Source organism: Stenotrophomonas sp. YJH_SMC_6 (assembly GCF_059371335.1).
Genome location: NZ_JCAFUM010000010.1, coordinates 125,696 through 140,089 on the forward strand (window position 1 = coordinate 125,696; position 14,394 = coordinate 140,089).

The following is a 14,394-nucleotide window of genomic DNA, read 5'->3' on the forward strand; positions in this document are numbered from 1 at the left end:
TTCCCCGTGATCCGAAGATAGGACCCCAGGCAGGGTGAGACAGGGGTGAAAGCCTCAACGGACGAAGCGGTCGTGCAGCCAGAATCCTGCAAGCATCGAAGGCACGAACCACAGGGCTTCGCGCGACGCCACGGCCACCCCGGCGATGGCCGGGCCTGGGCAATAGCCCGCCCAGCCCCAGCCGATCCCGAACAGCGCGGCACCCAGCAGCAGGCGAGCATCCACACGCCGGGTAACAGGCAGCCGGAAGCGGTCTGCGTACAGCGGCTGCTGTCGCCGCAACACCCACCGCTGCCCGATCGCGCTGACCAGCAGCGCCGAGCCCAGCACCCACAGCAGCGTGGGATCGAAGTCACCGGTGATGTCGAGGAAGCCGAGGACACGACGCGCGTCGGTCATTCCCGAAAGTGCCAACCCCATGCCAAACAACGCGCCCGCCGCGCCGGCGGCCCAGACTGCGCGGCTCATGTCGGGCCTCCGCCATGACGGACCAGGAAGGTGGTCAGCATCGCGCAGACCATGAACACCAGCACGGCCGCCAGCGATCGCTTCGAAGCGCGGGCCATGCCGCACACACCGTGACCGCTGGTGCAGCCGTTGCCCAGCCGCGTACCGAAGCCGACCAGCAGGCCGGCTCCCATCAACTGCCATGCCGGCAGCGCATCACGCAGCAGCGCACGCGGCGATGCCTCGGGCACCGATTGCCACCACAGCACCAGCCCCGCCGATGCTGTCAGGCCGGCGAGGAAGGCCCAGCGCCAGGCACGCTCGCCCTTGCCTGCGCGCAGGCTGCCTGCGGTGATGCCGCTGATGCCCGCCACGCGTCCGATGGTGGCGAACAACAGCACCGCGGCGGCGCCGATCAACGCACCACCTGCCGCCGCACTCCATGGCAGGTTCATGCCCTGCCCTCTTCGCTGCCGTACATGGGATTGCCTGTTTGTTTAGATTATTCTAAATTAGATCATTCTAAACAAAATGGTCAACCATGGCCCGGACCCAGCTCGACAGCGCCGCGATGGCCGAACACGCGTCGCAGGCAGCCACGCTGCTCAAAAGCCTGGCCCACCCGGCCCGGCTGCGGGTGCTGTGCCGCCTGGTGGAAGGTGAAGCGCCGGTACCGGAACTGCAGGCACTGACCGGCCTGAGCGCATCGGCGTTGTCACAGCATCTGGCGGTGCTGCGCGGACTGGATATCGTGGCGACCCGGCGCGAAGCGCAGGCGATACACTACCGGGTTCTTGAAGGGCCCGCACTGGGCGTGCTGCAGGCGCTGCATGCGGCGTACTGCGGTGCTGCTTCGCGCTGAATCCGGCGCAGACCATCAGCCTGCGTGCAGCGCCGACTGCACCACCTGATCGAGCAGGTCCACTGGCGTCGGTGCCGAACGATCGCCCTGCAGGCGCCGGGAGAATCCGGACCGGTCACTGCAGGAAAGCTGGCGCAGCATCGACGCGTCGACCGGCAGCGAAAGCATCGGCCAATAGGGAAACTGGCGCTGGCCCAGGCGGCCGCGTCCCAGTCCGGTGATGTCGATGTGGCTTCCTGCCTGCAGGATGCACTCTTAGATCGATGCCATCCGGTGGCCCCTCGATGTACTGCAGGAAACGCTCGCCATCACGCAGCAGCACGCCGGTCACCCTGCCAGCTTGTTGAATCGTGCCGCGTCCTCCACCAGCCGATGCAGGCACTCGGCGGACAGGTCCGGCAGCGCCCGGCTGACGTAGGCGATGGCGCGCAATGGCATGGCGCTTCCCTGACAGAATAGGCGCCCACGCTGGCAGTTGCGGACCAGTCCGTCTCAGTCCGCCGGGATGCTGGCTGAAGCGCTTAGGTTGCCGCCAAGACCGTGCCGTCGCAGCGTCGTGGCAGCATTGCCTCGAACACCACCTGGCCCGCTTCGTTGCGGGCCGCAATGCGCCCGCCGTGCGCGCGGACGAACTGATCGACGATGTACAGGCCCAGGCCCAGGCCCTTGCTCTGGTGGAAGCTGGCCTTGAACGGTTCGAACAGTCGCGGCAACAGCGCGTCATCGATCCGGCCGGCGTTGCTGACCCGCAGCAATACGCCGCGCGGGTCGCGCCCATCCACCTGCACCCTCGCCTCGCTGCCATGGGTCAGCGCATTGCCGACCAGGTTGGCGGCGACCTGGCCAAGGCGATCCAGATCGCCCTGCAGCCGCGTGTCTCCCTGCAGGTCCAGGTGGATCCGGTCCGCCCCATGCGCGCTGCCCGCCTCGGCGACTACCGCGCGCGTCACGTCGGCCAGATCGCAGGCACTTGCCTCCAGCCTCAGGCCACCGCTGCGGATCCGCGAGAAATCCAGCAGCTGCTCGACCATCCGCGCCATCCGCAGGGTGCTGGCTTCCAGGTACTGCAGGGTCTGCTGCGCGCCTGCGTTGTCTTCCGGAAGCTCCAGCGCCAGCTTGTCGGTGCACAGCAGGATCGCCGACAACGGCGTGCGCAGGTCGTGGGTCAAAACGGCAGCCATCGTCTCGTTGAGCTTCAGCGCGCGCTCCAGTGCCTCGTTGCGCGCCTTCAGCAGCTGCCGCTGCTGGTACAGCTCGATGAAGACGTTGACCTTGCTCAGGATCACCTGCGGCGCCACCGGCTTGTGCAGGAAATCGACCGCACCGCTTTCGTAGCCCTTGAACACGCGCAGGGGATCATCCGGAGAGGCGGTCAGGAAGATGATCGGCACGTCGCGGCTGCGATGCGAACCGCGCATCAGTTCGGCCAGGGTGAAGCCATCGATCTCCGGCATGTGCACGTCAAGCAGGGCCAATGCCACCTCGTGCTCGAGCAGCAGCTCCAACGCCTGCGCGCCCGAGCCGGCCAGCAGCAGGTTGACCCCTTCGCGCTGCAGCAGGGCCTGCATGGCTACCAGGTTCTGCGGCACGTCATCGACGATCAGCAGGTTGACCGGGGTCCGCGACTGCGCAGGTTCCGGTGGCAACAGGTTCATGCAAACAACTCCTTCAGGCGGCGACACATCAGTTCAAGGGGCAGCACGGCATCGGCGCCGGCGTACTGCAGGGCGGAAGCGGGCATCATCGACGCCTCGGCTTCCTCGGGACATTGCAGCCAGGCATGGCCACCGGCACGGCGCACGGCGGCAACGCCCTCGCTGCCATCACTGCTGGCACCGGTCAGCAGCAGGGCCAATACCTGCGCGCCGAACACCGCCGCAGCGGAGTCGAACAGCGGATCGATGGCCGGACGGGAAAACAGCACCGGTGCATCCACCGACAACGCCACCGCCCCCTCGTCCTCCACCAGCAGGTGGTAATCCGGCGGCGCGAACGTCACCGTGCCCGGCTGCAACGGCTGCTTGTCTTCGGCTTCGCGCACCGGCAACGCGCAGTACGGCGCCAGCACCTCGGCGATGCGGCTGGTACGGTCACGCGGCAGGTGCAGCACGGCCAGTACCGGTACCGGCAGCTTCGCCGGCAGTGCACCGAGCACCGCCTGCAGGGCCGCCACGCCACCGGCGGACGCGCCGATCACCAGCACGGCCGGACGCACCGGCAGCGTCATCAGGCCACCTTCCGGTACAGGCGGTGCTCTCGCGAACAGACCTCGAAGGCATCGTGGTGGCACCCGAACTGCAGCGACTCCTTGCTGCCCAGGCCAAGGAAGCCCCGGTGCACCAGCGCTTCGCGGAACAGGCCGACGGCACGATCCTGCAGGTCGCGGTTGAAATAGATCAGCACGTTGCGGCACGACACCAGGTGCACTTCGGAGAACACGGTATCGGTGGCCAGGCTGTGGTCGGCGAACACCACGTTGCGGCGCAGTTGGCGGTCGAACACCGCACCATCGTAGGCGGTAGCGTAGTAGTCCGACAGCGACGCGGTGCCACCGGCGGCCAGGTAGTTGCGGCTGAACTGGGCCATCCGGTCGATGCCATAGGCGCCCGCCTCGGCGGTGGCCAGTGCGGCCGGATTGATGTCGGTGGCATAGACGATGCTGCGCTCGAGCAGGCCTTCCTCATGCAGCAGGATCGCCAGCGACCACACTTCCTCGCCCGTGCTGCAGCCGGCCACCCACAGCTTCACCGAGGGATAGGTACGCAGCACTGGCACCACCTGCTCGCGCAGCTCACGGAAATACGCAGGGTCACGGAACATCTCCGAGACCTGCACGGTGAAGAACTGCATGGCCTGGGCGAACAGGTCCGGCTCGTGCAGCAGCCGGTACTGCAGGTCGACCAGCCGCTCGCACTCATAGCGCTGCATCGCCTGGCGCATGCGTCGGCGCAGCGACGACACCGCATAGCTGCGGAAATCGTAGTGGTAGCGCTGGTACAGCGCCTCCAGCAGGACCTTCAGTTCGAGGTCGAACAGCGCCTGTTCGTTCATTGCCGCGAACACCAGACCCGGCACAGCGAGACCAGCTTGTCGACGTCGATGGGCTTGGCGATGTAATCGTTGGCGCCCGCCTGCAGGCAACGCTCACGGTCGTCCGGCATGGCCTTGGCAGTCAGCGCGATGATCGGCAGGTCCTGCAGGTGACGCTGCGCGCGGATCTCGCGCATCGCGGCCAGGCCATCCTTCTCCGGCATCATGATGTCCATCAGCACCAGGTCGACTTCGCGCTCGGCCAGGCGGTCCACTGCCTCCTGCCCATTGCGCGCGATCTCCAGCGTCACACCCAGCGGCTCGAGCACGCTGGACAGCGCAAAGATGTTGCGCACGTCGTCCTCGGCCAGCAGTACGGTGCGTCCATCGAGCACGGTGTCGCGACGGCGCGCCTCGCGCAGCAGGCGCTGCTGGTCGGTGGGCAGGCTGGCTTCCACGCTGTGCAGGAACAGGGTGACTTCATCCAGCAGGCGCTCGGGCGAACGCGCGCCCTTGATGATGATGCTCTTGGAATAGCGGCGCAGGCGCTGTTCTTCCTCGCGACCGAGCGCGCGGCCGGTATAGACGATCACCGGCGGGAAGCCGACGTCATCGTTGCCGGCCATGTGTTCGAGCAGGTCGTAGCCGCTGCCGTCAGGCAGTGACAGGTCCATCACCATGCAATCAAAGGTGACCGTGCTGAGCTGCTCCAGCGCGCCAGCAAGCGTTCCCACGGCGACGATCTGCAGCTGATCACGGCCCAGCAGCAGTTCCAGGTTGTGGCGCAGCTCGCTGTCGTCCTCGACGATCAGCAGGCGCCGCACGTCGCGCTGGCTGGTCTGTTCCAGCTGCTCGATGGCGCTCACCAGGCGCTCGCGCGTGGTCGGCTTGATCGCGAACCCGATCGCGCCGAGCTCGCGCGCCACCTGGCTGCGGTCCGTTGCCGAGACCACGTGCACAGGAATATGGCGGGTATCGGGGTTGCGCTTCAGGCGCTCCAGCACGCTCAGGCCGGACACGTCCGGCAGGCCGATATCGAGCAGGATGCCGTTCGGTCGCAGTTCGCCGGCCAGGGCCAGCGCCTCTTCGGCCGTCCCGGCCACCACGCAGTCGAAATCCAGTTCATGGGCCAGGGCCACCAGCGCTTCGGCGAACGTAGCGTCGTCCTCGACGGCCAGGATCAGGCGGCCCGGGTGCTGGCGACGACCGCGGTCGTCGGCCACGCTGGGCACCGTCGTCGTCGGCGCCACCGGAGCCCTTGCTGGCACCTGCATCGCCGGCACAGCGGCCGCGACCGGCGAGGCCACGGGGGCTGCGGCGATATCCGCGGCGCTCGACGCGGGCGCGCCCTGCAACGGCAGTTCCAGAATGAAGCAGCTGCCACGGCCCGGTTCGCTGTCAACCTGGATGCTGCCGCCCATGCGCTCGGCCAGATCGCGCGAGATCGACAGCCCCAGGCCGGTGCCACCGTAGCGGCGACGGGTGCTGCCATCGGCCTGGCGGAAGGCTTCGAAGATGACCTGCAGCTGCTCGCGGGCAATGCCGATACCGCTGTCGCAGACCTCGAAACGGATGCGCCCCTGGCCGGCCGCGCGCACGTGCAGGCTGACCTTTCCATGCTCGGTGAACTTCACCGCATTGGCCAGCAGGTTCTTCAGGATCTGCTGCAGGCGCTGGCTGTCGACCACCAGCTGGCTCGGCGCCAGCGCATCGGCCTCGATCTGCAGGGCCAGGCCCTTCTGCCGCGCCATCGGCTCGAAAGTCTCGCGCAGGCGCTGCAGCACGCTGTCGGTCACCACCACTTCATCGGCCAGCTCGACGTGGCCGGCCTCGATGCGCGACAGGTCCAGGATGTCGTTGATCAGCGCCAGCAGATCGTTGTTGGACGACAGGATCGCACGCGCATACTTCACCTGTTCTTCGGTGAGCGTGCCGTCCTTGTTGTCGGCCAGCAGCTTGGCCAGGATCAGCGAGCTGTTCAGCGGCGTGCGCAGTTCGTGCGACATGTTGGCCAGGAACTCGGACTTGTAGCGCGATGTCGCGGCCAGTTCGTTGCTGTTGCGCACCAGCTGGCTCTGCGCGACCAGCAGTGCCTGCTTCTGCGCCTCCAGCTCGTGGGTCCGCTCTTCCAGCTGGACGTTGCTCTGTTCCAGCTCGGCCTGCTGTTCTTCCAGATGGCTCTGCGACTGCAGCAGGCTGCGGCTCTGCTCTTCCAGTTCCTCATTGGCCACGCGCAGCTCTTCCTGCTGGGCCTGCAGCTCCTCGCCCTGGCGCTGCGATTCCTCCAGCAGCACCACCAGTTGTGCGCGCAGCAGCGATGCACGCAGCGCCATGCCGATGGTCTCGGCGCAGCGCTCCAGCAGCTCGCGATCCAGGTCGCGCTGCGCACCCGCCCGGGCGCGTCCCAGCTCGACGATGCCTACCACGGTGCCGTCACTGCTGATCGGCGCCAGGATGCGCTCGCGCACCGGCAACCGCCCCAGGCTGGTCTGCAGTTCAAGTACGGCGTCGTCGCTGCCCTCCAGGTGACGGATGCACTCATCCCGCGCCACCTGCCCGGCCACGCCCTCCTGCAATGCCAGCGACGCCGGCATGCCGGACGGCAACGCCAGGCCGCCGGTCAGCTGCAGTCGTCCGCCTTCCAGCCGGTACACGGCGCCGACGTCGGCCTCCAGTTGCGCGCCCAGGCTGGTGGCTGCCGCCTCGGCAATCTGCTCCGGGCCGAGGTCGCCGCGCAGGCTCATCGCTACCGCGTTCTCGGCCTCCTGCAGCCACAACGCCCGCATTGCGTCCCGGCGTGCCTGGATCGCGCGGGAGACGATCAGCGCGATCATCAGGAACGCACAACCACCGATGCTTCGGTTGACCAGCGAGAACGCCGAGTTCGAGCTGGCCGGGGCGATGTTGAAACCGATGACCAGCAGGACGCAGGCGAGCACAGCCACGATGAACGGCGCGCGCGCACTGCGCTGGAACACCGTGACGCCCACGGCCAGGAAATACGCCAGCCATACCGCATAACCGAGCGGTACCACCAGCTCCAATGCGATGGTCGCAGCCAGCAGCACGGCGGACGTCATCCAGATCCAGCGGTCACGCGTAGTCGCACCAGGACGCATGCAGGTCGGTTCCAGAACAAAAAGGGTGGGTGATGGTACTCCGTGTCGTATTCAGCCGCACAGGACAAATGGCACGTGTCCCGCCTCCACGCCTCCTTCACACTTGAATGCCTAGCTTCACGTCCCTCACAGGGGTAACACTTATTTTTACGTGGACGCTGCCGCCTCTACGACGTCCGTGCTGACGGACCCTTCCCGCCAACTGCGACTGCTGATCGACAGCGTGCGCGACCATGCGCTGTACCTGCTTGATCCGGATGGCATCGTCTGCAGCTGGAACCCGGGTGCGGAGCGCATCAAGGGCTATTCAGCCGATGAAGTGGTGGGCACCCACTTTGGTCGCTTCTACCTGGCCGCCGACCGCGAGGCAGGAGAACCGCAACGCCTGCTCCGCCATGCAGCGCAGCATGGCCACGTTGCCAATGAGGGCTGGCGGGTACGCCGCGATGGCTCGTCGTTCCGTGCCAGTGTTGTCATCGAGCCGGTGATTGAAGCGGGTGAGCTGCTCGGCTACGTCAAGATCACCCGCGACATCACCGAGCAGTGGCAGGCACAGCGCCTGCTGCGTGATGCCCAACGAGCGCTGCGCAATACCCAACAGTTCGAGGCCGTCGGCCGACTCAGCCGCGGCCTGTCGCATGAGTTCAACAACCTGCTGACCACCATCGGCAACGCACTGGACCTGCTGTCCCTGCGCCTTGGCGGTGACGATGCGCGCGCCGCCGAGCTGCTCGATGCCGCGCAGAGCGCGACCGATCGTGGTGCGCTGCTGACCCGCCAGCTGCTGGCGTTCAGCACTGGCCAGACCCTGATCCGCGAACCACTGGATATCAACGTGTTGATACAGCAGTGGCTGCCGGACCTGCAACGCGCCTGCCCGTCCACGGTGATGCTGGATGCCCAGCTGGCACCCGGCCTGCCTGCGGTCAACACCGATGCGGCGCAGCTGCAGACGGCGCTGGCCAATCTGGTCGCCAATGCCGCCGATGCTACCCTTGAAGGCGGTCGCATCCTGATCGGCACCGCGCTGGAGCATCGCCTCGACCCGGACGCGGACTCCACGCTGCAACGTGGCTATGTCACCCTCAGCGTCTGCGATGAAGGCCACGGGATGGCGGCCGACATCGCCGAACGGGCCACCGAGCCCTTCTTCACCACCAAGGACATCGGCAAAGGCAGCGGCCTGGGCCTGAGCCAGGTGTTCGGATTCACTACCCAGAGCGGCGGCTTCGTCGACGTGTCCACCACGCCCGGTGTCGGCACCACGGTCAGCCTGCTGCTACCCGCAATGGAGGACCCTGCCGATGACCGATGACCCGATCCGCGTACTGATGGTGGAAGACCAGACCGATCTGCGTGAAATGATCGGCCTGGCCCTGCGCGAACTCGGCATCGATGTGGCCACGACCGCCGATGGCCACGAGGCGGCGGAACTGCTCAAGGGCGAAGCACGTTTCGACGTGGTGTTCAGCGACGTCAGCATGCCCAACGGCATGTCCGGCATCGAGCTGAGCGAGCATGTGGCACGCGAACAGCCGCAGGCACGGATGATCCTCTCGTCCGGCTATGCCCGTTCGCAGCTGCCGCCGCTGCCCGAGCAGGTGGAGTTCCTGCCCAAGCCCTATCGCCTGCGCCAGCTGGTGCAGCTGCTCAGGCAGGCGTAAGCCACGGCGCCCCGCAGGAAACCCCTGCGGTCAACCCATCATCGCCCCGCGCTGGAACGATGCCAGCAGCGTAGAGGCTGCCGCTGCCGGCGCCAGCCGACCGCGTGCCAGTGACCAGGTGATGCCGTAGAAACAGCTCCAGTAGAAGTCCGCGAGCCATACCGCGGTGAAACCGACGTTGAACTCTCCGGCCGCCTGACCCCGCAGGAAGAAGGCCTCGAAACGTTCGCCGATCGGCGCCCAGCGCTCCGGCAGCAGGTGCAGGTCGCCCAGGCGCTGCTGTTCTTCCATCATCCGTGCGAACAGCAGCGTCACCAGCTCCCAGTCCGCCAGCAGCGTGGCGGTGACCTGCTCCAGCACGTGGCGTGCATCACCGCCCTGGTCGAACCAGGCCGCCGCCGCTTCCACGCGCTCGAAACCGGCTGCGAACAGGGCCTCGTCGATCGCCTCCCGGGTAGGCGCAAACCGGTACAGGGTCGCGCGGCTGATGCCCGCCCCGCGCGCGAGTTCGCTGAGGGTGCAGCGTGGATGGCTGACCAGGGTGGCCGCCAGCGCATGGGGCAGGTCGCGTCGTGTACGTGCTGCGGCAGGTCGCATGAAAAGCGATGGGGTGTGGGCTGGCCCTCACGCTAGCATGAATCGTCAATTAATAAACTGAATCAAATATGATTCACACGAATCACGAATGCGCTACAACAGGGGTGCGTCCGGTGCACCCGGGTCGGTGCACGGCAGGGAACGCGTCACAGGCATCGAGGGAGACAACGCCATGCTGCACCCACTCCGCGATATCGCCGTGCTGTTCGACGCCAGCGACACCGGGCACCGCGTTCTCAACATCGCCGCCGACTTGGCGCAGGCCCAGCAGGCGCATCTGGTCGCAGTCTCCACGGCCCTGCATCCCACCGACATCGCCAACGGCTTCGCGCGCGGTGCCGGCATCGCCGCCGCGCTGGACCACGAGGCCCGCGCGGATGCCGCCTGCACCGCACAGCTGATGCAGAACCTGCGTGCCGTGTCCGAGCCGCTGCAGATCAGCACCGAACTGCGCATCGTCTCGGACTACCTGGGTGGCGCCGACCTAGCGCTGCAGTCGCTGTACTGCGACCTGATCATCGCCGGCTATCCGCACACACCAGGCGCGCCCTCCGGCTGGCATCCACTGGGCACGCTTCGCCAGACCGGGGTACCGATGCTGCTGGTGCCGCCGCACTGGAAGGGCGAGCAGGTCGGCCGGCGTATCGTGGTGGCCTGGAATGCCAGCAAGCAGGCCCGTCGTGCGGTGACAGATGCCCTGCCTCTGCTGGCCCGCGCGCAGGCCGTGCACCTGCTGATGGTCGACACGCCCAAGGCTGAAGCGGCACCCGGCGCTCAAATGGCCCAGCATCTGGCGCGGCACGGCGTTGAAGTGGAGATACAGGCGATCAGCTCCAGCCAAGGGGGCGTAGCTGCCACCATTCGCCAGCATGTACTTGATGCCAAAGCCGATCTGCTGGTGCTGGGGCCCTACAGCCGCAGTCGCGTGGTCGAACGCGTGCTCGGCGGGGTCACCGAGGATCTGCTCGCCGAAGTACCGGCGCCCTTGTTCGTATCGCACTGATACCGCCCTGCCCCGCCCGGCGGTAGCCGGTCAGCGATTGGCCGGTGTGCCGCCGGAAATAGCGACACAGGTAGGACGCGTCCTCGAAACACAGGCGTTCGGCGATGCGTCCGATCGGCAGTTCGCTGTAGCTCAGCAGCGCCTTGATCTCCAGCACCACCTGGCGGTCGATCAACGCCTTCGGCGTTTCGCCGAAGCATTCCCGGGCCACCTGCGAGAGATAGAACGGGGTAATGCACAGCGCCTCGGCGTAGGACTGCACGTCGCGTTGGCGCGTGCTGCGCTGTCCGACCAGCTCCCAGAAGCTCCAGGCCAGGCGCTCGCGCCGGCCGACCTGCGGCGCCGCCTCGTAGTATGCCGGGAGCAATGTGGCGAACTTCAGGAAAAAGGTCTGCAGCAGGTTGCGCAGCATCACGTGGCGATGGCGGCCACCGTTGTGCTGGGCATCCATCAACTGCTGCAGCCAACCCTGCAGCAGCGGCACCTCCAGCGGTGACGGTACACAATGAGGGTGCTCGTGCAGGAACTTGAACAGTGCATTGGGCAGCACATAGGCCACCTCCGAGGCCAGCGCTTTCGGCACCAGGCAGGCCACCGCAAGGAAGCCGCGCGAACGCTGCCGCAGCAGCGCCAGCGTATCCTCCGCCAGCACCAGTACGTCGTGCCGCTGCACCGCCACTTCGCGGAAGTTCAGTGCGAACCGCGCACGCCCGGACACGCACACCAGCACCGTCAGATAGGCGTGCCCGAACGACAGCGGAACACCCAAGCCTTCAGCCAGCGTACTGACTTCAAGGCGCATGGATTCGTCCTGTTCCAGAAGCTGGGGAATGCGATCCATGGGCCGATCCACTGGGATATCGCGGCAGAGCATATCCGCCCGAACGAAGAAGTTGTGAAAAGTACCGAAACCATCAAGGTCCCGCCCTGTGCTCCCTGCCCGTCGAAACCTAGCCTGTGCACTCTCTTTCCACCGACGGACCCGCCATGCAACTGGCCACCCAACGCTTGATCCTGCGCCCCTGGCGCGACAGTGACGCCGCCGATCTGTACGAGTACGCCCGCGACCCGCGCGTGGGGCCCATCGCCGGTTGGCCACCGCATGCCAGCGTAGAGGAGAGTGCCGACATCATCCGCACCGTGTTCAATCGACCGGAGGTCTACGCCCTGCAGAGCCGCGAGAACGGGCGTGCCATCGGATGCGTCGGCATCCTGATCGGTGCAGACAGCAACTTCAGCTTGGGCGAGCGCGAGGGAGAGATCGCCTACTGGATCGGCGTACCGTACTGGGGTCGTGGCCTGGTACCCGAAGCTGTACGTGAGGTGATGCGGCATGCCTTCCTGGATCTGCAGCTGGATGCGTTGTGGTGCGGCTACTTCGCCGACAACCTGCAATCGATGAGCGCGCAGGCCAAATGCGGTTTCCGGCATCACCACACCGAGGTCAACCAGTTCAACCGCTTTCTCGCCGACTACCGCACCGAACACATCAGCCGCATCACCGCCAGGGAATGGCAGGCGCAGCAGACCGTACCACTGCCCACATGATCACGGCTCAGCCGTCGCTGCGCTGCATGAAGAACAGTTCCGGCGTCGAGGCATCTTCCACCGGCTGGAAGCCGAAATCGCGGTAGAGCGCCAATGCTGCGACGTTGTCACGATAGACACGCAGGCTCAGGCGCTGCACATCCGGCGACCGCAGGGCCTCGGCACACAACAACTGCATCAGCACCCGTCCCAGGCCGCGCCCACGCGCCTGCGGCGAGACAATGATGCGGCCCAGGTGGGCAGTGCCGGGCGCGGTCAACCAGTACTGGCCGAACCCCATGCACGCACCCTCCCCGTCCAAAAGCACCCAACCCGGGCGCTCGGCCAGTTCAAGAGCCCGTGCGAATGCCTCAGGCAGCAGAGGAAACGCAACGCCCGGGCCAGCCCAGCGTTGCGTCGCTGCAACCGAATCGAGCCAGCCAGCGATACGCGGGTAATGCCGAGGTTGAACCGGCTGCAACTGTGCGGGCATGAGGATGCCTGTGTGGTCCCGTCAACCCGCCGCGGTCACTGCCTGGATTGGAGGGTGATGAGCAGGCGCTTGCAGCGGACGTGCTTGCGCGAACTGGGCTGCGGTAACAGTGCGTGGGACGGATGTCCCATGCAGGAAGCCGCCGCACTCGACGGCGGCGACCTGTCGGCGCTTTACCGGCAGACGTACTCGCGTGCCGATTCGATGGTGTCCACGTCGAGCTCTTCGTATTGGATCTCGACGGTTTCCATGCTGGACGCGGTGACCACCGCGCGCGCGCCGAGATTGCAGGCGGCAGGCAGCCCGCCAGCGTACGCTTGGCCATTGATCGCATACGCCAGGCCGTAGCAGGCCGAGCCGAGCTGGAACGGATTGTGGCTGCAGGCCATGAGCTGACTGTTGGCAAGGTCACTGGAAGCCGTGTAGTTGGACGTCCAGCCACTGCCGGCATCGCTGCCGCAGCTACCCGGGTACCCCTGGATCTGCGCACCGCTGGAGTCGCAGGTGTGGTAGGCGAAACTGCCGAAGAAACTGGTCTTTACATACGCGGTGCGGCCGCTGTCTACCCATTGTGCCGCAGCAGCGCTCTGGGCAAAGGCGGACAGGCCGAGCAGGCACACGGCAGCAGCGGTGAGAGGTTTCAATCCCTTCAACATGACTATCGTCCTCGGTATTGGCGTAGTGCACGCCTCATGCGTGCCAACCGAGTCTACCCCGCAGGTATACGGGCAAATATGACAGGCTCGACAGTCTGGGCCCTTCTGCGCACCCGATGCCTGAAGGGGAAGACGGCTTCGTGGCGAGCGCCGCCTGTTGACTGGCCATTGTGACCACTGCGACCAAAGCACTGGAAGGTGCCGTGGAACAAGGAGCGCCACTCGATCACCAATCGTCGCAAGTGACTGATTCTGGTGACCCCGGCCCGATTCGAACGGGCGACCTTCCCCTTAGGAGGGGGCTTCCACCGCGCGTTAAATCAATGACTTGCAAGACTGCTGGGACCGGCTTGGGTCCAGCTTCGCTCAAACACCCCGCCGCAGCTGTTGTAGCCCTACCCACACCCAGGCCTTGCGGGCGTCCCTCAGTTAGCGCTCATCGGACCCTACGATGATCAGCATGGGTCGGTCCAACTCGTCCTGCGACAGAGGCTCGAGAGTAAGCCTGAAGCCATTTTGACCAGGCCGACACAGAATTCCGTCTTCTGTTCACCACGATGTCAGCAATGAGCCTCTAAGCGAAAACGCCATGCTCGCCCTACTGAAACGTATGGGCTATCGCCACGTTACCGTCCATGGGTTCAGATCGACGTTCAAGGACTGGTCCAGCGAGACCACCGACTTCCCCGACGACCTGTCGGAAGCCGCACTCGCCCATCGGATTCGCGACAAGGCGAAGGCCGCCTATAAAAGGGGAACTATGCTCGAAAAGCGGTGATCCCTGATGGCAGCTTGGGCCAACTATCTAATGAACGAAGAATAACCGAATCGAGTCGTGGCGGCGGGAATCTCAGCTTATGCGACTTCATTGTGGGTCATCCCAGATCACCCCAGATCACCGGACACCCCACGTCAGATGATTCAAATCATCAAAATGAATTTGTATGCTGTTGATTTTATTTAATAAAAGTGCGACGAGAACCAAGGTCACATGCG

The 14,394-nt window shown here is 65.8% G+C and carries 16 protein-coding genes, 1 tRNA gene and 1 pseudogene; 6 read left to right on the forward strand and 12 right to left on the reverse strand.

Annotated features, from left to right (window positions below; genetic code table 11):
• Positions 1-54: 54 nt before the first annotated feature.
• Entirely contained in the window at positions 55-468 is a 414-nt protein-coding gene (locus tag AC5P9N_RS12920; protein WP_005409414.1) for a DUF6691 family protein, read from the reverse strand.
• Positions 465-902: a YeeE/YedE family protein gene (locus tag AC5P9N_RS12925; protein ID WP_012480020.1), complete on the reverse strand. Its 438-nt coding sequence runs from the start codon at positions 900-902 to the stop codon at positions 465-467. Before AC5P9N_RS12925 ends, AC5P9N_RS12920 begins: the two co-directional genes overlap by 4 nt.
• 86 nt (positions 903-988) lie before the next feature.
• Here AC5P9N_RS12925 and AC5P9N_RS12930 point away from each other — a divergent pair, with 86 nt between their 5' ends.
• A complete protein-coding gene (locus AC5P9N_RS12930) occupies positions 989-1,309 on the forward strand; it encodes an ArsR/SmtB family transcription factor (protein WP_012480019.1) in 321 nt (106 codons plus the stop codon).
• Between the two features lie 15 nt (positions 1,310-1,324).
• On the opposite strand, the pseudogene AC5P9N_RS12935 reads toward AC5P9N_RS12930, so the two are convergent.
• From AC5P9N_RS12935 to AC5P9N_RS12955, 5 genes and pseudogenes are all read right to left on the reverse strand, one after another.
• Positions 1,325-1,747, reverse strand: a pseudogene (locus AC5P9N_RS12935) (BLUF domain-containing protein).
• A gap of 83 nt (positions 1,748-1,830) precedes the next feature.
• Positions 1,831-2,964 (reverse strand): hybrid sensor histidine kinase/response regulator, encoded by a 1,134-nt coding sequence (locus tag AC5P9N_RS12940; RefSeq protein WP_099485198.1) that lies wholly within the window; start codon positions 2,962-2,964, stop codon positions 1,831-1,833.
• Entirely contained in the window at positions 2,961-3,536 is a 576-nt protein-coding gene (locus AC5P9N_RS12945) for a chemotaxis protein CheB (RefSeq protein ID WP_005409409.1), read from the reverse strand. The genes AC5P9N_RS12940 and AC5P9N_RS12945 overlap by 4 nt, the downstream gene beginning before the upstream one ends.
• On the reverse strand, positions 3,536-4,360 hold the full coding sequence (locus AC5P9N_RS12950; RefSeq protein WP_005409408.1) for a CheR family methyltransferase: 825 nt from the start codon (positions 4,358-4,360) through the stop codon (positions 3,536-3,538). The genes AC5P9N_RS12945 and AC5P9N_RS12950 overlap by 1 nt, the downstream gene beginning before the upstream one ends.
• A complete protein-coding gene (locus tag AC5P9N_RS12955; protein WP_012480016.1) occupies positions 4,357-7,458 on the reverse strand; it encodes a hybrid sensor histidine kinase/response regulator in 3,102 nt (1,033 codons plus the stop codon). Before AC5P9N_RS12955 ends, AC5P9N_RS12950 begins: the two co-directional genes overlap by 4 nt.
• A 151-nt stretch (positions 7,459-7,609) precedes the next feature.
• Between AC5P9N_RS12955 and AC5P9N_RS12960 the strand changes: the two genes are divergently transcribed.
• On the forward strand, positions 7,610-8,773 hold the full coding sequence (locus tag AC5P9N_RS12960; protein WP_414488997.1) for a two-component system sensor histidine kinase NtrB: 1,164 nt from the start codon (positions 7,610-7,612) through the stop codon (positions 8,771-8,773).
• Positions 8,763-9,122: a response regulator gene (locus tag AC5P9N_RS12965; protein WP_012480014.1), complete on the forward strand. Its 360-nt coding sequence runs from the start codon at positions 8,763-8,765 to the stop codon at positions 9,120-9,122. Before AC5P9N_RS12960 ends, AC5P9N_RS12965 begins: the two co-directional genes overlap by 11 nt.
• 30 nt (positions 9,123-9,152) lie before the next feature.
• On the opposite strand, the gene AC5P9N_RS12970 is transcribed toward AC5P9N_RS12965, so the two are convergent.
• Complete coding sequence (locus tag AC5P9N_RS12970) at positions 9,153-9,719, reverse strand: TetR/AcrR family transcriptional regulator (protein ID WP_005409404.1); 567 nt, start codon at positions 9,717-9,719, stop codon at positions 9,153-9,155.
• 172 nt (positions 9,720-9,891) lie between these two features.
• Between AC5P9N_RS12970 and AC5P9N_RS12975 the strand changes: the two genes are divergently transcribed.
• Positions 9,892-10,722: a universal stress protein gene (locus AC5P9N_RS12975; RefSeq protein WP_099485196.1), complete on the forward strand. Its 831-nt coding sequence runs from the start codon at positions 9,892-9,894 to the stop codon at positions 10,720-10,722.
• Here AC5P9N_RS12975 and AC5P9N_RS12980 read toward each other — a convergent pair.
• On the reverse strand, positions 10,670-11,563 hold the full coding sequence (locus AC5P9N_RS12980) for an AraC family transcriptional regulator (protein WP_164212624.1): 894 nt from the start codon (positions 11,561-11,563) through the stop codon (positions 10,670-10,672). The two genes, AC5P9N_RS12975 and AC5P9N_RS12980, sit on opposite strands and share 53 nt — an antisense overlap.
• Before the next feature lie 146 nt (positions 11,564-11,709).
• On the opposite strand from AC5P9N_RS12980, the gene AC5P9N_RS12985 reads away from it, so the two are divergent.
• Positions 11,710-12,270 carry a GNAT family N-acetyltransferase gene (locus AC5P9N_RS12985; protein WP_099485195.1) on the forward strand — a complete coding sequence of 187 codons (561 nt, stop codon included), beginning with the start codon at positions 11,710-11,712 and terminating at the stop codon, positions 12,268-12,270.
• A gap of 7 nt (positions 12,271-12,277) precedes the next feature.
• Here AC5P9N_RS12985 and AC5P9N_RS12990 read toward each other — a convergent pair whose 3' ends face one another.
• The 3 genes from AC5P9N_RS12990 to AC5P9N_RS13000 form a co-directional block, all read right to left on the reverse strand.
• Positions 12,278-12,742: a GNAT family N-acetyltransferase gene (locus AC5P9N_RS12990; RefSeq protein WP_099485194.1), complete on the reverse strand. Its 465-nt coding sequence runs from the start codon at positions 12,740-12,742 to the stop codon at positions 12,278-12,280.
• 173 nt (positions 12,743-12,915) lie between these two features.
• Entirely contained in the window at positions 12,916-13,398 is a 483-nt protein-coding gene (locus tag AC5P9N_RS12995) for a hypothetical protein (RefSeq protein ID WP_099485193.1), read from the reverse strand.
• 253 nt (positions 13,399-13,651) lie between these two features.
• Positions 13,652-13,755 (reverse strand) — tRNA-Ser (locus tag AC5P9N_RS13000).
• 232 nt (positions 13,756-13,987) lie between these two features.
• Here AC5P9N_RS13000 and AC5P9N_RS13005 point away from each other — a divergent pair.
• Complete coding sequence (locus AC5P9N_RS13005) at positions 13,988-14,176, forward strand: hypothetical protein (protein ID WP_076738979.1); 189 nt, start codon at positions 13,988-13,990, stop codon at positions 14,174-14,176.
• Positions 14,177-14,394 lie beyond the last annotated feature (218 nt).